The following is a 16,357-nucleotide window of genomic DNA, read 5'->3' on the forward strand; positions in this document are numbered from 1 at the left end:
CGCAATGAGCACGGCTGGTTACAGCACGCGATGTTTCACGTGGAACCATCCGGGCCACATTCCACCCATGACCGTCCGACCCGTGGTCAAGCGCACCGCACGTGCCGTCCTCCTCGACGGTGACGACCTGATCTTGATCAAGCGCACCAAGCCCGGCCTGGATCCCTACTGGCTGACTCCCGGCGGAGGGGTCGAGTCCACGGACACGACCGTCGTCGACGCCCTGCACCGCGAGGTGTACGAGGAGCTCGGCGCCAAGGTCACCGACGTGGTGCCCTGCTTCGTGGACACCGTCGAACACATCGGCGAGGACGCCGCGACGACAGGTGTGAAGGTGCAGCACTTCTTCGTCTGCCATCTGGAGTCGATGGACCCGTCCCTGCGGCACGGGCCCGAAGTGGATGAGCCCGTCGGGGAGTACGAGATCGTACGGGTGCCGTTCACCCGCATCGGGATCGCCTCCGTGCACCTCGTCCCGCTGTCCCTGCGGCACTATCTGGACGGCAATATCGAGGGCGTACGAGCCATGCACGCGCCGGACCTGGGCTGATCCCTCGCCGGGTCACTGCGCCAGGACGATTTCCTCCACGGAGTCGTGGCGGATGCGTTCCGGCGGGATCCCGATGGACCTGAGTGTGTCCACACCGCCGCGGATCATCCCGGGCGGACCCGACAGATAGGCGTCGTAGTCGCGCCACGGTCCGTACGCACGCACGGCGTCCAGGAGTTGGAGCCTGGACTGCTGGTCGATGATCGCGCGGACCGACAGCCAGGGATGGGTCTGCTGGAGCCTGAGCAGCGTGTCGATGTCGTACAGCTCGTCGTCGGTGCGAGCTCCGTAGAACACCTCGACCGACCGCCGTTCACCGTGCTCGGCCACGTCCTCGATCAGCGCCTTGATCGGCGCTATGCCGGTGCCGCCGCCCAGGCACAGCAGCCCGCTGTCGGTGGTGTGGTCCACGGTCATCGACCCGGCCGACGCACCGAGCCGGATGATGTCGCCGGGCCGGGCTCGGTGCACCAGGGCGCCCGAGACCCAGCCCGCAGGAACGGCCTTCACATGGAACGACAGCAGGCCGTCGGGTCGCGGCGCCGAGGCGAAGGAGTAGTACCGCCATATGCGTGGCCACCATGGCGTCTCCAGGCTCGTGTACTGGCCTGCGAGGAAGGGATAGGGCTGGTCGGGCCTGACGGTGACGACAGCGACGTCAGGGGTCCTCAGGTCGTGCGAGACGACCTCCGCGTACCACCAGGGCGGGGCACGCAGTTCGTCGGCGGCCGCCGCGTCGATCATCGCCTGCGAGATCCTGGTGTACGTCCGGACCCACGCCGCTTCCGTCTCCGCGCTCCAGGACCCGGAGGCGTACTTGCTCAGGGCGCCGATGAGGCACTCGCCGACCGCCGGGTAGTGCTCGGCGCGGGTGCCGTACTTGCGGTGTCCCCGGCCCAGGTTCTGGAGGTAGTCGACCAGGACCGGAGCGTTGTCGATGTGCTCGGCCGCGGTCAGCAGCGCCTTGAGCAGACGGTCCCGCTGGGCGTCCATGGCGGCGGGAAACAGCGGGCGCAGATAGGGGTGACGGACGAAGAGCAGCGCGTAGAAGTACGACGTGACTTTGTCAGCCACGGGGGCGACCTCCGCCATGGTCCGGCGAATGAGGACGGCGTCCGGGGAGGGCGGCTGGTCGCTCGGCGGCAGATGTGCGAAGCGCGGAGGGGCAGTGCCGGTGCCCTGCTGTGGGGCGGAGTTCTGTAAGGGGCGGTGCGAACCGGTGGAGGACGTGACGACCATCGCCGGTATCTCCTCACCCGGTGTCTCTTGCCCACGGTGGGCCTTCGTGCCCGACGACGCCGTGTCCTGAGCCGACGGGCCGGGCTCGACGCCTGTCACGCTGCCCGGCGAAGTACCCGCCCCGTGCCTGCCCACCGGACGCGACCCGGCCGGCCTGCTTCCTTCTGCCGATTCTGCCGATTCTTGTTCGGTGCGGGGCCCCGCCGCCGGTTGCGTGGGCGGAGCGAACCAGGTGCCCCCGCCCCCGGAAGCGCCGTTGTCGGCCGACTTGGCGGTCGGAGCGTCCATGGTGTGCCTCGCTTCGAACATCTATCGGTCGGTCTGCGCACCTCCTCCATCGGAGGATGCCTGCTTTCCCCCGCAGACGGCCTGCTCTCCCCGCTGGTCGTCTGGGTCGACGTGGCCCCGTTCACCTCGTATGCAAGCCCGCACGGACAAGTGGGCGAGCCCCTGACATCGGCCCCGGCACTCTCACCGCAGCGTCCCACCCTGGTCTGACGCAGTGCCCGCATAATCACAAATACGGTTCTTCGATCTCTCCGTCCCGTTAGGCTGCATTGCCCCGCTCCGGCCCCCACACGGGTGGTCGCACCCCGGTACGGAGAAGAACCGGAGTCGACCCTACCGGCCACCGCTCCGCACACAAGTCCCGCATTCATCCTTCACGAAATTGATCGCAGAGTGCCTGCGGGGCGAAACGACGAAATGCCTCAACTACCGGGCCTGGCGCACCAATTCATAGGCTTCCCACAGGTCTCTGCCCTGGTAGGAGTGGGTCGCGATACCGGACAGGTGACGGTCCGCGTTGACCGCCACCGAGATCGGCACGGCCCCGAACAGGTCCCTGTCGGAAGACGAGTCGCCATAAGCAACACAGTCTGCCCGCCTCACTCCGAACTGCTCACACAATCGATCGGCGATCAGGACCTTGGCAGCGGCGTTGAGCACTCCGGCGGGGTCCATCCGCTCGACGAAGGGAACAGCCGGAAAGCGGGATCCGTATGCGGCATGTGCTCCCCAGCCGGTGAGCCGCTCCACGAAGAAGGACGGGGAGAGCGAGACGACCGCGCAGTAGTCGCCCTGCTCGCTGATCTCCGCCCAGACGTCACGGATGCGTGCCAGCCACGGGGCACTGTCAAATGCCGCGATGACGTGTGCCTCGGTCAGAGCCGCCCACAGTGCGTACACCTGCTGCGCGTATTCGGGCGGGCTTATCAGCCCGGCTCCGATCGCCTGGTCGAGCGCCACCGCCTCGGCCTTGAGCCCGAGTTGGCGGGAGATCTCCACGGGTGCGGTGGTTCCGTGGAGCAGAGTGCCGTCGAGGTCGAAGAGATGCAGTCTCGCCATGCCCCTGAGGCTAATGGTCCAGGGTGACGATGGAATTTCGGGGCGACGGTCGATCGCCGGATGGCCTCCGTTCTCCGATGTTTCACGTGAAACATCCGTCATCTGTCCGCGTGCTGTGCGCTTGGCTGCGACATGGCCAAAAGCTCGTACGCGCCCCCGGAAACAGGTGGACGCCGAGGCTGCCGTCGGACAACCTGACCTGCGTGCCGATTCCTTCTCTCGCTGCTCTGCCCATCCGTCGTCTGACGCTTCGCGATCTCCATGCCTGCGCCGACTTGTCCGTGGACCGGGGGTGGCCGCGTGAGGAGCACAAGTGGCGCCTCCTCCTCGCGGCCGGAAAGGGCTATGGCATCGACGACCCCGCCGGAGGTCTCGTCACTGCCTGCGTGATCACGGAGTACGGCCCGTACAGCCAACCCGATCTGGGAGCGATCGGAATGGTGCTGGTCGCCGAACGGCACGCCCGCCAGGGCATCGGACGTCGGCTCATGCGTCACGTCCTCTCCACGATGGACACCACCCCGCTGACTCTGCACGCGACGCCCTATGGCCGCCCGCTCTACGAGGAACTGGGCTTCAAGGTCACCGGCCGAGCGGAGATGCTGCAGGGGCACTTCACCCCCGTCGGCCCGGCGCCCACGATGAGCACACGTCCAGCCACCGCCGAGGACCTCGCCGCGATCCTCCGGCTCGACGAAGAAGTGCTCGGCACCGACCGCACGCACCTCATCACCCGGCTGCCCGCCTTCGCCGACCAGTTGCGAGTCGCCGAGGAGAACGGCCGGATCCTCGGATACGCGGCTGCCTGGCCCAACATGCACACCCATGTCGTGGGCCCTCTGATCGCTCGTGATTCCGAAACGGCACAGGCCCTCCTCGCCTCCCTCGCCGCCGGCACCGACCGACCGCTGCGCACCGACATCGATGTACGGCACGAAGGGCTGCTGGAGTGGGCCAAGGAACGCGGGCTGGCATCGGTCGCCTTCAACGCGGTGATGACGTACGGGATCCCCGAGTTACCGGGTGACTGGAGCAGGCGGTTCGCTCCGCTGACGGTGGCGGCGGTCTGAGACGCCCGCACGGGCTGAGCGTCGCTCAGTGATGCACGGCCGCCGTCCGCTGCTCGGCGGGCGCTGCCCCTGCCACGGCGGAGTCGGCCTTACCGTCCCTGCGTTCCAGCGCAGCAGAGACGAACACCAGGAGCAGGGCCGCCGCGGCCAGGGCTGCGCCCACCCAGTTGGGGGCCGTGTAGCCGAAGCCGGCTGAGATAACCAGGCCGCCGAGCCAGGCGGAAAGTGCGTTGCCGAGGTTGAAGGCACCGATGTTGACGGCTGAGGCAAGCGTGGGTGCCTCATGTGCCTGGTCGAGGACCCGCTTCTGCAACGGCGGTACGGCGGCAAATCCCAGGGCACCGATGAACAGGATCGTGACGCCGGCCAGGATCTTGTTGTGCGCGGTGAGCGTGAAGAGGGCGAGTACGACGGCCAGGGCACCCAGGGAGACGAACAGCAGGGGCATCAGGGCGCGGTCGGCATACCTGCCGCCGATGAGATTGCCCCCGACCATGCCGAGCCCGAAGAGGACCAACAGCCACGTCACCGAACCGTCGGCGAAGCCGGTCACGTGGGTCATCATCGGTGCGATGTAGGTGATGGCGGCGAAGACGCCGCCGAAGCCGAGGACGGTCATCGCCATGGCAAGCAGCACCTGGACGTTCTTGAAGGCTGCCAGTTCGTGCCGCAGGCGTACGCCCTCCGCCCGGGGCATCTCGGGGACGAGCCTGGCGATGCCGACCAGGCCGACGACACCAAGGGCCGCAACGATCGTGAAGGTGAGACGCCAGCCGGCGGTCTGCCCGATCAGCGTGCCGAGCGGGACGCCGACGACATTGGCGACGGTCAGACCGGTGAACATCATCGCGATGGCTCCGGCCTTCTTGTCCGGAGCAACAAGGTCGGCAGCGACGACCGAACCGATGCCGAAGAAGGCCCCATGGGCGAGGGAGGCGACCACTCGGCCGATCAGCATGACACTGAACGTGGGGGCGAGGGCGGAGAGCAGGTTGCCCACGATGAAGAGCCCCATCAGCAGCATCAGCATCCGCTTACGGGGGATCTTGGTGCCGAGTGCGGTCATGAGCGGGGCGCCGAGCATGACGCCGAGCGCGTAGCCGGTGACCAGGAAGCCGGCGGTGGGGATGGAGACTCCGAAGTCGTCCGCGACCTCGGGAAGCAGCCCCATGATCACGAACTCGGTCGTTCCGATTCCGAAGGCCCCGATCGCGAGGGCCAGAAGCGCGAGCGGCATGAGGAAGTGACACCTTCCGAGAAGATTGCAGAAGCTTGTTGCGCACGATAACAATAATTGCATGCGCGCTATATATGCAACCGATGGCTACCTCGGGTCGCCTCTTCCTCCGGCAGGCGCCTCGGAGCGAAGGAATCAGGCTCGTCGTCCGGCTACCCATCTCAAGGTCCGCGGCCCGCTCCACCGCTGCCTGCACCCCACCGACCGCCGCAGCATCTACAGCAACGTCACCGACACCGGCCACACTCTCTGCGAACAGGCCCGCCCCACCGACGAGGCACTGGGGGCCTGAAGCCCACACCGTCCCCGGACCTGCGGTGCCCCTTCAGGAGAACCCCGCATAGGGTGCGGTCATGGGAGATCTCCACATCCGGCCCGCCACGACTGACGACGTCTCCGCGATCGTCGCCATGCTCGCCGACGACCCGCTGGGCGCCCGCCGCGAATCACCGGACGACCTGGCTCCCTACCTGGCCGCGTTGGAGCGCCTGTCCGCTGACCCGAACCAGCATGTGGTCGTCGCCACGCGCGAGGATCGAGTGGTCGGCACGCTTCAGCTCACGGTGATTCCGGGGCTGTCGCGACGCGGTGCCACCAGGTCGATTGTCGAAGGGGTACGCATCCACGCCGACGCGCGCGGCAGCGGTCTCGGGACCCGTCTCATCCAGTGGGCGATCGACGAGTCCCGGCGCCAGGACTGCCGGCTGATCCAGCTGACGTCCGACAACACCCGTACCGACGCCCACCGTTTCTATGAGCGGCTCGGCTTCACGGCCTCACACATGGGCTTCAAGCTAGAGCTGTGACCCTCCCCCGCGGGACATGCGCTCACGGTATGGCGAGGGGCGTTGTTTCACGTGAAACAACGTGCTGATCGGGCGATCGGGCAAAGGAGCGCAAGGGGTCCTACCCGATGCCCCGCCACCCCTCCGGGTCCACGCCGCCCGGCACGGAAGACCCCTCGTCGTACGGCTGCCGCGTGAACACGAAGGAGCCGAGGTCCAGATGGTCCACGGACCCGTCAGGGCGCCGTACGGCCCTCAGGAGTTCCCCCTGGAAGTAGCCCTCCAGTCCGGTCCAGGTGCCGTCACCGTTGGACCGGAACCGCGAGCGGCGGCCCGCACCCGACAGAGGTTCCAGCGAGACGAGTCCGTCCGCCGTCAACCGCAGGGCGAATCCATTGGTCCCCCAGTACCACTGCCCCGCCAACTCCAGTACGGACGAGTCGACTTCCCGCATCGGGCGCCACGGCTCAGGAATCCTGGGCTCGGCCTCGGCGACGATCCGTACGAGATCCGCGCCGACGACGGACAGCATCGGGCCGGAGGTGCAGTTGGCAAGCACGACCGCCGCGACGTCGTCCGACACACTGATCGTGAGGTTCGCGAGGAAGCCCGGTAGCGAACCCGAATGACCCACGAGCAGTCGGCCGTCGCGGTACTGAACCTGCATTCCGAGCCCGTACGAAGCGCCGTCAGCGAGGTCACCGATCCCGGCCGGCGCCGCGGGCGTACGCATCTCCCGCACGCTCTCCGCGCTCAGGACCCGGTCGTCGCCGTTTGCCAGAAAGACCGCGAAACGCGCCAAGTCGGCTGTGGTGGACCAGAGTTGACCTGCGGAAGCCATAAGCCCGAGGTCTTCGGTGGGTTCGGGCAGCATCACGTCGGCCCACGGATGTACCGCCCAGCCTCCCGCATGCGGTGCTTCGGGGTGACCGCTCGTGCGGTACAGACCCAGAGGTGCCAGTACTTCACGCCGGAGCACCTCCTCCCAGGGAGCCCCTCGCAGCTTCTCGACGAGCGCCCCCAGCAGGGTGTAGCCGGGGTTCGAATAGTGGAAGCGGCGGCCGGCCGGATGCAGGAAGGGCTGCTCACCCAGCACATCGGCGAGTTCGGGACGCAGAGCCTCGGACGTGCGCTCCCACCAGGGCGCAGGGGACTCGGCCGCCAATCCACCGGTGTGGGCGAGCAGTTCGGCGACGGTGGCCTCCCCCGCCCCCGTGCCGGCCACGTGCTTCTCCAACGGATCACCGAGGTCGAGCAGCCCCTCGTCGCGCAGCCGCAGGACGAGGACAGCGGTGAAAGTCTTGGTGATCGACCCGATCCGGTACTGCACGTTCTCGTCCGGGCCGTGTCCGTCCACCGAGGTACACGATCCGTGCCACACAGCCCGTCCGCCCCGCACGACCGCCGCGACCAACGACGGCGACCGCCCCTCGGCCTGGGCCACGGCAATTCGGTGCAGCAGCGCCCGTCGTGTGCCGGGAAGCAGGTCTTCCTCTGATGTCTTCATGCCCACAGTCCATCCCGTGGGGGATACGAACGTCGACTTCTTTAGCCCCGCGGACGTCGCAGACCGCCGATGTGTTGTTCCCTGGCCGAACGCCCGACGGATCTGGCAGGTGATGGCAGGCAGAGCCATCGGGCACGTGGTGTCCACCGTGATGACCGGGCCGTAGCCGAGCGGCCGGATGTCCTGGCCCTGAGCCTGCGGCAGGCGTTCACGGATCACATGGACTGGGTGCCCTGTGGCCCGCTGGCTCGGCATGGCAACGGGCGGCCTTCTCGGGCGGGCACGAGAGGATGTCGGGATGACGTGGCGGGGAATCCGCCTCCAGCCCGACCTCCGGACAGCGCGTGGCCGGACCCCGGAACAACCACATCGCCGCGGCGGCCCTCGTACCCAGCACGATGCGACGAGCTGCTGCCGGCCTCAGGTCTGTGCCATGTCCACGAACCGCGAGTAATGGCCCTGGAAGGCGACCGTGATCGTGGCCGTCGGGCCGTTACGGTGCTTGCCCACGATGATGTCCGCCTCGCCCGCGCGCGGTGATTCCTTCTCGTAAGCGTCCTCGCGGTGCAGCAGGATCACCATGTCGGCGTCCTGCTCGATGGAGCCGGACTCACGCAGGTCGGACACCATCGGCTTCTTGTCCGTGCGCTGCTCGGGACCACGGTTGAGCTGTGAGAGCGCGATCACCGGGACCTCCAGCTCCTTGGCGAGGAGCTTGAGGTTACGGGACATGTCCGAGACCTCCTGCTGGCGGCTCTCCTGGCGCTTGGATCCACCGGCCTGCATCAGCTGCAGATAGTCGATGATCACGAGCTTGATGTCGTTGCGCTGCTTCAGCCGCCTGCATTTCGCGCGGATCTCCATCATCGACAGGTTCGGGGAGTCGTCGATGTAGAGCGGCGCGGAGGACACCTCGGGCATCCTGCGCGCCAGCCGGGTCCAGTCCTCGTCCGTCATGGTGCCCGAGCGCATGTGGTGCAGGGCCACCCGCGCCTCGGCCGACAGGAGACGCATCGCGATCTCGTTGCGCCCCATTTCGAGGGAGAAGATGACGCTGGCCAGGTTGTTCTTGATCGAGGCAGCGCGGGCGAAGTCCAGCGCGAGGGTGGACTTTCCCATGGCGGGACGCGCGGCGATGACGATCATCTGGCCCGGGTGCAGGCCGTTGGTGAGCGAGTCGAGGTCAGTGAAGCCGGTGGGCACACCGGTCATCTCGCCGCTGCGCGAGCCGATCGCCTCGATCTCGTCGAGCGCACCCTCCATGATGTCGCCGAGCGGCAGATAGTCCTCGCTGGTGCGCTGCTCGGTGACGGCGTAGATCTCGGCCTGGGCCCGGTTGACGATCTCGTCGACGTCGTCGTCGGCCGCGTATCCCATCTGGGTGATGCGCGTACCGGCCTCGACCAGGCGGCGCAGGACCGCACGCTCGTGGACGATCTCCGCGTAGTACTCGGCGTTCGCCGCCGTCGGCACGGTCTGGACGAGGGTGTGCAGATACGATGCGCCGCCGACCTTGTTGATCTCACCGCGCTTGGTGAGCTCGGCGGCGATCGTGATGGGGTCGGCCGGCTCGCCCTTGGCGTAGATGTCCAGGATCGCCTGGAAGATCGTCTCGTGGGCGGGCTTGTAGAAGTCGTGGCCCTTGATGACCTCGACGACGTCGGCGATGGCGTCCTTGGACAGGAGCATGCCGCCGAGGACGGACTGCTCGGCGTCCAGGTCCTGGGGCGGCACCCGCTCGAAGGCCGTGCCTCCGCCGTCCCATTCGCCGCTGTCCCTGCCGCGATCATGCTGTTCGTCTCGGCCTCGGCCCCCGTCGCCGCGGCGGCGCGAGGAGGGCAGACGATCACTGGGACCGCTGTCGGCCCACGGGTCGTCCAAGGGCTCGGAAATACTCACCGAGCCACCTCCTCCCGTCCGCCGAGCGGACCTCGCCGTGCTTCTCATTTCTACGGCACGGCACTGACAAATGGGACGCCCAACTCCGTTTCTGGCGCGTCGGTTTTGTGCTGCTTTCCAGACCGACGGACGGAGTGGGCGTCGGACCACCGTAGGCCCGCGGGCACCGTCAGCCAATCTGGTTATCCACAGGCCATGTGGACGACGGCCCGGATGCTGTGGAGAACTCCGCAAAACCTGTGCACGACCCGGTGGACAGGCCTGTGAACAAGCTCCGCCCACTTCCCGGAACACCGCCTTGACCTGCATCTTCACCGTCCACCGGCTGTGCAGAAGAAAAACTTTCCCGGCTGGCTCAAGATCAGTTCGAGCTGTACACAGTGGCGCGCCCCGTACGAGCACAAGTAAGGGTTCAATCTTCATTGCATCCATTACCTGTGGACGATTAGATTGGTGCACATGACACAGGTGCCCGCGGCCTCCAAGGCCCCCCGGCGACAGCACGACCGTGAGATCGTCACACTCGCCGTTCCGGCCTTCGGCGCTCTCGTCGCCGAACCCCTCTTCGTCATGGCCGACAGCGCGATTGTCGGCCATCTGGGCACCGCGCAACTCGCGGGTTTCGGCATTGCCTCGGCCCTCCTTATGACGGCCGTCAGTGTCTTCGTCTTCCTCGCGTACGCCACCACGGCCGCCGTCGCCCGACGGGTAGGAGCCGGCGATCTCAAGATCGCCATCCGACAGGGCGTGGACGGAATCTGGTTGGCCCTGCTGCTCGGCGTCGCAGTCATCGCCGTGGTCCTGCCTTCGGCACCCGCGATCGTGGCGGTCTTCGGTGCCTCGGACACCGCAGCCCCCTATGCCACCACCTACCTGCGCATCTCGGCCCTCGGCATCCCCGCCATGCTGATCGTGCTCGCCTCGACCGGTGTGCTCCGCGGGTTGCAGGACACGAGGACCCCGCTGTATGTCGCCGTCTCTGGCTTCGTCGCCAACGCCGTCCTCAACGTCGGCCTCGTCTACGGCGCCGACCTAGGTATCGCGGGATCCGCCTGGGGCACGGTCATCGCCCAGTACGGTATGGCGGCCGCCTACCTCGTGGTCGTCGTCCGCGGAGCCCGCAGACACGGCGCTTCCCTCCGTCCCGACACTGCAGGGATCAGGGCCTCCGCCCAAGCCGGCGTCCCTCTGCTGGTTCGCACGCTTTCCCTGAGAGCGATCCTGCTGATTGCCACGGCCGTCGCCGCCCGCCTGGGTAATGCCGACATCGCCGCCCACCAGATCATCCTGTCCTTGTGGAGCCTGCTCGCCTTTGCGCTCGATGCCATCGCCATCGCTGGGCAAGCCATCATCGGACGCTATCTGGGTGCCGACGACATCGACGGTGCCCGCCAGGCATGCCGTCGAATGGTGGAGTGGGGCATCGCGGTCGGGGTCGTTCTCGGCGTGCTGGTCGTGCTCTCGCGCCCACTGCTCCTGCCTTTGTTCACCAGTGACGCCGCAGTCAAGGACACCGCCCTGCCCGCTCTGGTGATCGTGGCTCTCTCTCAGCCGATCTGCGGTGTCGTCTTCGTCCTGGACGGCGTACTGATGGGCGCGGGGGACGGGCCCTACCTCGCCTGGGCCATGGTGATCACCCTGGCCACCTTCACCCCGGTGGCTCTTCTCGTCCCGGCATTGGGCGGCGGACTCACCGCACTGTGGGCAGCGATGACACTGATGATGACTGTGCGCATGCTGACACTCTGGCTACGAACCCGCTCAGGCCGTTGGATCGTCACCGGCGCGACCCGCTGACCGTTTCACGTGAAACATCGCGGGCCGTCACGTTTCACGTGAAACACCATCCTGCGCGAAAGAGGGGCCGTACCCATGGGGTACGGCCCCTCTCACAACTGCTCAAGACGAACGCAGCGATCAGGCCGCGACGACCTCGATGTTGACCTTGGCGGCAACCTCGGGGTGCAGACGCACGGACGTCTCGTGGGCGCCCAGGGTCTTGATCGGCGAACCGAGCTCAATGCGGCGCTTGTCGACCTCGGGGCCACCGGAAGCCTTGATCGCCGAAGCGATGTCGGCCGGGGTGACGGAACCGAAGAGACGACCGGCGTCGCCGGAGCGGACAGCCAGACGGACCTTGACGGCCTCCAGCTGACCCTTGACCTGGTTGGCCTGCTCGATGGTCTGGATCTCGTGGATCTTGCGAGCACGACGGATCTGCTCGACGTCCTTCTCGCCACCCTTGGTCCAGCGGATAGCGAAATTCCGCGGGATCAGGTAGTTGCGAGCGTAACCGTCCTTGACGTCGACGACGTCGCCCGCGGCACCGAGGCCGGAGACCTCGTGAGTGAGGATGATCTTCATGTTTCGGTCACCCTCCCTTATCGCGCGGTGGACGTGTAGGGCAGCAGCGCCATCTCACGGCTGTTCTTGACTGCCGTGGCGACGTCACGCTGATGCTGCGTGCAGTTGCCGGTCACGCGGCGGGCACGGATCTTGCCGCGGTCGGAAATGAACTTCCGCAGCATGTTCGTGTCCTTGTAGTCCACGTACGTGACCTTGTCCTTGCAGAATGCGCAGACCTTTTTCTTCGGCTTGCGCACAGGCGGCTTCGCCATGGTGTATCTCCTGTGTGATCAAGAAGTGTGGGTACGACCCACCCTCCGGGCCAGAGGCCTAGAAGGGGGGTTCGTCCGAGTAGCCGCCGCCACTGCCGCCGCTGCTGCTGCCGCCGCCGGAGTTTCCACCCCAGCCGCCGCCACCGCCGCCCTGGTTGCCACCGGCAGGAGCGCTGGTGGCCCACGGGTCCTCGGCGGGGGCACCGCCGCCTTGCTGACCGCCGCTGGGGCTACCGCCCCAGCTGCCGCCACCCTGGCCGCCACCGCTACCGCCGCCGTAACCACCCTGGCCACCTCGACCGGCACCGCCGGCCGTCTTGGTGACCTTGGCCGTGGCACTGCGCAGGCTGGCGCCGACTTCCTCGACGTCCAGCTCGTAGACCGTGCGCTTGACGCCCTCGCGGTCCTCGTAGGACCGCTGCTTCAGCCGGCCCTGCACGATGACGCGCATGCCTCGCTGGAGCGACTCGGCGACGTTCTCCGCTGCCTGACGCCAGACCGAGCAGGTCAGGAACAGGCTCTCGCCGTCCTTCCACTCGTTCGTCTGACGGTCGAAGGTGCGCGGGGTGGACGCGACACGGAACTTCGCGACCGCCGCACCGGAAGGGGTGAAGCGCAGCTCGGGGTCATCGACAAGATTGCCGACGACCGTGATGACGGTCTCGCCTGCCATGGGGAACCTCTCGGCGGGTTTGCTGCTCTGGCTGCTTGGTTGCTGCTACTCGGATCCCGAGATCAGCTGAGCGGAAGCTCAGTGGGTCTCGGGGCGGAGGACCTTGGTCCGGAGGACCGACTCGTTCAGGTTCAGCTGTCGGTCGAGCTCCTTGACGACCGCAGGCTCGGCCTGCAGGTCGATGACCGAGTAGATGCCCTCGGGCTTCTTCTTGATCTCGTACGAGAGACGACGACGGCCCCAGGTGTCGACCTTCTCGACCTTTCCGTTGCCCTCACGGACGACGGAGAGGAAGTTCTCGATCAGGGGAGAGACAGCGCGCTCCTCCAGATCGGGGTCGAGGATGACCATCAACTCGTAGTGACGCATGTGGAACCCACCTCCTTTGGACTCAACGGCCACGGTCGTTCCGTGGCAGGAGGGTTGTGATGCGTACGCAAGGTATCGGCCGCCACTGACAATCGGGGCTTCCTCGCGGTAGTCCCGGTCGTGACATGGGCAGACACCCTGCAGACGGTACAGACTACCTGCACACCGGCTTCCGGTTGAAATCCGGTCGCTGGGACCGTCACTCTGTACACATCGGGTGAGTACGGCGCTACGATGCGCCGCCTTCCGCAGGAGGTGCCCTATGGCACAGGCAATGCGACCCAACACCGTCGGAGGCCTTTTCGCCACGGACGGAAAACCCCACCCTCTCCAGGACACCCTGCTCGCGGTGACCCTGGTGCTGGGTGTCACGGCATTCGTCACGGCGATGTTCGACAACCTGCACCTGCTCAGCTCCTGGACCGGCCTGGTAGGCATCCTCACGGGTGCGTACGGCCAGTGGGTCTCGGAGACGACTCGTGAGCGCTTCGGGCTGATCCTCGGTCTCGGCGCGTCCGCGATCGGCTTCTTCCTCGGCATGGCGCACGGCGGCCTCTTCGGTGGAGTCATCAGCTGACGCCACGGGCACCGTCCCCCTGACAACACCCAAAGCACCACGGAACACCCCGGTGGCCCACGAGCCGGGGCGCAGGTGCCGTACGCCCAGTCAGGGCGCTCGTAAGGCGCAGTAGGCTTCGGCGCGAGAGCCGGAGCCCCTGTACCCATGGGGACACACCAGCCCGAGGAGCGCCCCGAATGAGCCTGACCCTGAGGACGATCAGCCGCGAGCAGCATCTGGCATACATCCAGAGCCTGCCGTCGGCGAGCCACATGCAGGTCCCGGCCTGGGCTGACGTCAAGGCGGAGTGGCGATCGGAGAGCCTCGGGTGGTTCGACAAGGGCGGCGAACTGGTCGGCGCCGGCCTCGTCCTCTACCGGCAGCTGCCCAAGATCAAGCGCTACCTCGCCTATCTGCCCGAAGGCCCGGTCATCAACTGGTTCGCGCCGAACCTGACCGACTGGCTGGAACCGATGCTGGCGCACCTCAAACACCAGGGCGCGTTCTCGGTGAAGATGGGGCCGCCGGTGATCATCCGGCGCTGGGAGGCCATCTCCATCAAGGCGGGCATCCAGAACCCGGACGTGAAGCGCCTGCGTGACATCGAGGCCGACTTCATCGAGCCGCGCGCCTTCGAAGTCGCCGACAAACTGCGCCGTATGGGCTGGCAGCAGGGCGAGGACGGGGGAGCCGGCTTCGGCGACGTACAGCCGCGCTACGTGTACCAGGTGCCGCTCGCGAACCGCTCCCTGGAAGAGGTCCACAAGAACTTCAACCAGCTGTGGCGCCGCAACATCAAGAAGGCCGAGAAAGCCGGCGTCGAGGTCGTCCAGGGCGGCTACCAGGACCTTGAGGAATGGCAGCGGCTGTACGAGATCACGGCGGTGCGCGACCACTTCCGGCCCCGACCGCTGTCGTACTTCCAGCGCATGTGGACGGCCCTCAACACCGAGGACCCCAACCGGATGCGGCTGTACTTCGCCCGGCACGAGGGCGTGAACCTCTCTGCGGCCACCATGCTGATCGTCGGCGGACACGTCTGGTACTCCTACGGTGCCTCCGACAACATCGGCCGCGAGGTCCGGCCCTCGAACGCGATGCAGTGGCGGATGCTGCGTGACGCCTACGCACTCGGCGCCACCGTGTACGACCTGCGGGGCATCTCCGACTCGCTGGACGAGACCGATCACCTGTTCGGCCTGATCCAGTTCAAGGTGGGCACGGGCGGCCAGGCCGCCGAGTACCTCGGCGAGTGGGACTTCCCGCTCAACAAGCTGCTCCACAAGGCCCTCGACATCTACATGTCGCGCCGCTGACGTCGCGTTCTTCGCTTCAATAGCTTCCATACCTCTGATACACCGCAGCCACCAGAAAGGTTCCGGGTCCGGCCATGGCGCTCACGCTCTACGTCGACACCGCGCGCTGGCGTGCGCACCACAAGCACGTGCAGGAGCAGTTCCCCGGACTCGTCCCGGTCTGCAAGGGCAACGGCTACGGCTTCGGGCACGAGCGGCTTGCCGAGGAGGCTACCCGGCTGGGCTCGGACGTCCTCGCCGTCGGCACGACCTACGAGGCCGCGCGGATCAAGGACTGGTTCGGCGGTGACCTGCTGGTGCTGACGCCGTACCGGCGGGGCGAGGAACCCGTACCGCTGCCCGACCGGGTCATCCGTTCCGTGTCGTCGATCGACGGGGTCTACGGCCTGGTCGGAGCCCGCGTGGTCATCGAGGTGATGTCCTCGATGAAGCGGCACGGCATCAGCGAGCAGGACCTGGCGCAGTTGCACGCCGCCATAGAGAACGTCCGCCTCGAAGGCTTCGCGATCCACCTGCCGCTGGACCGCACCGACGGCTCGGATGCCGTCGAGGAGGTCATCGGCTGGATGGACCGGCTGCGCGCGGCCCGCCTGCCGCTGCACACCATGTTCGTCAGCCACCTCAAGGCCGACGACCTGGCCCGGCTGCAGCAGCAGTTCCCGCAGACCCGCTTCCGCGCCCGCATCGGGACCCGGCTGTGGCTCGGGGACCACGACTCCACCCAGTACCGCGGCGCGGTCCTGGATGTCACCCGCGTCGCCAAGGGGGACCGCTTCGGCTACCGGCAGCAGAAGGCGGCCTCCGACGGCTTCCTGGTCGTCGTGGCGGGCGGAACGTCACACGGTGTGGGCCTGGAGGCCCCGAAGGCCCTGCACGGGGTCATGCCGCGTGCCAAGGGCGTCGCCCGCGCCGGCCTGGCCACGGTCAACCGGAACCTTTCTCCGTTCGTCTGGGACGGCAAGCAGCGCTGGTTCGCCGAGCCGCCGCACATGCAGGTCTCGATCCTCTTCGTCCCTTCCGAAGCCGCGGAGCCGAAGGTCGGCGAGGAACTCGTGGCCCACCTGCGGCACACCACCACACAGTTCGACCGGATCGTGGACCGCTGAGACGTCGTAGAGGCAGCAAGAAGGCCGTACAGGAACTCTGCCCTGTACGGCCTTTCGCGTACGACACCCAGACGGCGTTCGC

17 protein-coding genes are annotated in these 16,357 nt (G+C 67.1%); 8 read left to right on the forward strand and 9 right to left on the reverse strand.

Features of this window, described 5'->3' with window-relative positions:
- Nucleotides 1-67: 67 nt before the first annotated feature.
- Nucleotides 68-550, forward strand: coding sequence for an NUDIX hydrolase (locus tag OHT57_RS24885; protein ID WP_328748699.1), 483 nt, complete (start codon nt 68-70; stop codon nt 548-550).
- Nucleotides 551-562: 12 nt separating this feature from the next.
- Here OHT57_RS24885 and OHT57_RS24890 read toward each other — a convergent pair whose 3' ends face one another.
- Together OHT57_RS24890 and OHT57_RS24895 are read right to left on the reverse strand one after the other, a co-directional pair.
- Nucleotides 563-2,098 (reverse strand): globin domain-containing protein, encoded by a 1,536-nt coding sequence (locus OHT57_RS24890; protein ID WP_328748700.1) that lies wholly within the window; start codon nt 2,096-2,098, stop codon nt 563-565.
- A 405-nt stretch (nt 2,099-2,503) separates the two neighbouring features.
- Nucleotides 2,504-3,136, reverse strand: coding sequence for an HAD family hydrolase (locus OHT57_RS24895; protein ID WP_328748701.1), 633 nt, complete (start codon nt 3,134-3,136; stop codon nt 2,504-2,506).
- Between the two features lie 203 nt (nt 3,137-3,339).
- On the opposite strand from OHT57_RS24895, the gene OHT57_RS24900 reads away from it, so the two are divergent.
- Nucleotides 3,340-4,206 carry a GNAT family N-acetyltransferase gene (locus OHT57_RS24900; protein WP_328748702.1) on the forward strand — a complete coding sequence of 289 codons (867 nt, stop codon included), beginning with the start codon at nt 3,340-3,342 and terminating at the stop codon, nt 4,204-4,206.
- 25 nt (nt 4,207-4,231) lie between these two features.
- Here OHT57_RS24900 and OHT57_RS24905 read toward each other — a convergent pair whose 3' ends face one another.
- Entirely contained in the window at nt 4,232-5,443 is a 1,212-nt protein-coding gene (locus OHT57_RS24905) for an MFS transporter (RefSeq protein WP_328748703.1), read from the reverse strand.
- A 61-nt stretch (nt 5,444-5,504) separates the two neighbouring features.
- On the opposite strand from OHT57_RS24905, the gene OHT57_RS47490 reads away from it, so the two are divergent.
- Nucleotides 5,505-5,735, forward strand: coding sequence for a hypothetical protein (locus tag OHT57_RS47490; RefSeq protein ID WP_443053480.1), 231 nt, complete (start codon nt 5,505-5,507; stop codon nt 5,733-5,735).
- 61 nt (nt 5,736-5,796) lie between these two features.
- The gene (locus OHT57_RS24915) at nt 5,797-6,249 is read left to right on the forward strand and encodes a GNAT family N-acetyltransferase (RefSeq protein ID WP_328748704.1); all 453 of its coding nucleotides are present in this window, start codon (nt 5,797-5,799) and stop codon (nt 6,247-6,249) included.
- A 100-nt stretch (nt 6,250-6,349) separates the two neighbouring features.
- On the opposite strand, the gene OHT57_RS24920 is transcribed toward OHT57_RS24915, so the two are convergent.
- Nucleotides 6,350-7,735 carry a serine hydrolase domain-containing protein gene (locus OHT57_RS24920; RefSeq protein ID WP_328748705.1) on the reverse strand — a complete coding sequence of 462 codons (1,386 nt, stop codon included), beginning with the start codon at nt 7,733-7,735 and terminating at the stop codon, nt 6,350-6,352.
- 420 nt (nt 7,736-8,155) lie between these two features.
- A complete protein-coding gene (gene dnaB / locus OHT57_RS24925) occupies nt 8,156-9,634 on the reverse strand; it encodes a replicative DNA helicase (RefSeq protein ID WP_328748706.1) in 1,479 nt (492 codons plus the stop codon).
- Between the two features lie 450 nt (nt 9,635-10,084).
- On the opposite strand from dnaB, the gene OHT57_RS24930 reads away from it, so the two are divergent.
- Nucleotides 10,085-11,431: an MATE family efflux transporter gene (locus OHT57_RS24930; protein ID WP_443053481.1), complete on the forward strand. Its 1,347-nt coding sequence runs from the start codon at nt 10,085-10,087 to the stop codon at nt 11,429-11,431.
- A 120-nt stretch (nt 11,432-11,551) separates the two neighbouring features.
- On the opposite strand, the gene rplI is transcribed toward OHT57_RS24930, so the two are convergent.
- The 4 genes from rplI to rpsF all read right to left on the reverse strand — a co-directional run bounded on the left by rplI (nt 11,552) and on the right by rpsF (nt 13,294).
- Nucleotides 11,552-11,998 (reverse strand): 50S ribosomal protein L9, encoded by a 447-nt coding sequence (gene rplI, locus OHT57_RS24935; RefSeq protein WP_328748709.1) that lies wholly within the window; start codon nt 11,996-11,998, stop codon nt 11,552-11,554.
- 17 nt (nt 11,999-12,015) lie between these two features.
- Nucleotides 12,016-12,252, reverse strand: coding sequence for a 30S ribosomal protein S18 (gene rpsR, locus OHT57_RS24940; protein WP_003949403.1), 237 nt, complete (start codon nt 12,250-12,252; stop codon nt 12,016-12,018).
- A gap of 58 nt (nt 12,253-12,310) precedes the next feature.
- Nucleotides 12,311-12,925, reverse strand: coding sequence for a single-stranded DNA-binding protein (locus OHT57_RS24945; protein WP_328748710.1), 615 nt, complete (start codon nt 12,923-12,925; stop codon nt 12,311-12,313).
- A gap of 78 nt (nt 12,926-13,003) precedes the next feature.
- A complete protein-coding gene (gene rpsF / locus OHT57_RS24950; RefSeq protein WP_328748711.1) occupies nt 13,004-13,294 on the reverse strand; it encodes a 30S ribosomal protein S6 in 291 nt (96 codons plus the stop codon).
- Nucleotides 13,295-13,556: 262 nt separating this feature from the next.
- Here rpsF and OHT57_RS24955 point away from each other — a divergent pair, with 262 nt between their 5' ends.
- The 3 genes from OHT57_RS24955 (at nt 13,557) to OHT57_RS24965 (ending at nt 16,275) form a co-directional block, all read left to right on the forward strand.
- Nucleotides 13,557-13,871 (forward strand): hypothetical protein, encoded by a 315-nt coding sequence (locus OHT57_RS24955; protein WP_328748712.1) that lies wholly within the window; start codon nt 13,557-13,559, stop codon nt 13,869-13,871.
- 179 nt (nt 13,872-14,050) lie between these two features.
- Entirely contained in the window at nt 14,051-15,169 is a 1,119-nt protein-coding gene (gene femX, locus OHT57_RS24960) for a peptidoglycan bridge formation glycyltransferase FemX (RefSeq protein WP_328748713.1), read from the forward strand.
- 74 nt (nt 15,170-15,243) lie between these two features.
- On the forward strand, nt 15,244-16,275 hold the full coding sequence (locus OHT57_RS24965) for an alanine racemase (protein WP_328748714.1): 1,032 nt from the start codon (nt 15,244-15,246) through the stop codon (nt 16,273-16,275).
- The last annotated feature ends 82 nt before the right edge of the window (nt 16,276-16,357 follow it).

The organism is Streptomyces sp. NBC_00285 (assembly GCF_036174265.1).
In the GTDB taxonomy this organism is placed as follows: domain Bacteria; phylum Actinomycetota; class Actinomycetes; order Streptomycetales; family Streptomycetaceae; genus Streptomyces.

Coding starts and splice junctions, on each gene's coding strand:
- OHT57_RS24885 (WP_328748699.1), top strand. CDS start 68: ATGACCGTCCGACCCGTGGTCAAGCGCACCGCACGTGCCGTCCTCCTC.
- OHT57_RS24890 (WP_328748700.1), bottom strand. CDS start 2,098: ATGTTCGAAGCGAGGCACACCATGGACGCTCCGACCGCCAAGTCGGCC.
- OHT57_RS24895 (WP_328748701.1), bottom strand. CDS start 3,136: ATGGCGAGACTGCATCTCTTCGACCTCGACGGCACTCTGCTCCACGGA.
- OHT57_RS24905 (WP_328748703.1), bottom strand. CDS start 5,443: ATGCCGCTCGCGCTTCTGGCCCTCGCGATCGGGGCCTTCGGAATCGGA.
- OHT57_RS47490 (WP_443053480.1), top strand. CDS start 5,505: ATGCGCGCTATATATGCAACCGATGGCTACCTCGGGTCGCCTCTTCCT.
- OHT57_RS24915 (WP_328748704.1), top strand. CDS start 5,797: ATGGGAGATCTCCACATCCGGCCCGCCACGACTGACGACGTCTCCGCG.
- OHT57_RS24920 (WP_328748705.1), bottom strand. CDS start 7,735: ATGAAGACATCAGAGGAAGACCTGCTTCCCGGCACACGACGGGCGCTG.
- rplI (WP_328748709.1), bottom strand. CDS start 11,998: ATGAAGATCATCCTCACTCACGAGGTCTCCGGCCTCGGTGCCGCGGGC.
- rpsR (WP_003949403.1), bottom strand. CDS start 12,252: ATGGCGAAGCCGCCTGTGCGCAAGCCGAAGAAAAAGGTCTGCGCATTC.
- OHT57_RS24945 (WP_328748710.1), bottom strand. CDS start 12,925: ATGGCAGGCGAGACCGTCATCACGGTCGTCGGCAATCTTGTCGATGAC.
- rpsF (WP_328748711.1), bottom strand. CDS start 13,294: ATGCGTCACTACGAGTTGATGGTCATCCTCGACCCCGATCTGGAGGAG.
- OHT57_RS24955 (WP_328748712.1), top strand. CDS start 13,557: ATGGCACAGGCAATGCGACCCAACACCGTCGGAGGCCTTTTCGCCACG.
- femX (WP_328748713.1), top strand. CDS start 14,051: ATGAGCCTGACCCTGAGGACGATCAGCCGCGAGCAGCATCTGGCATAC.
- OHT57_RS24965 (WP_328748714.1), top strand. CDS start 15,244: ATGGCGCTCACGCTCTACGTCGACACCGCGCGCTGGCGTGCGCACCAC.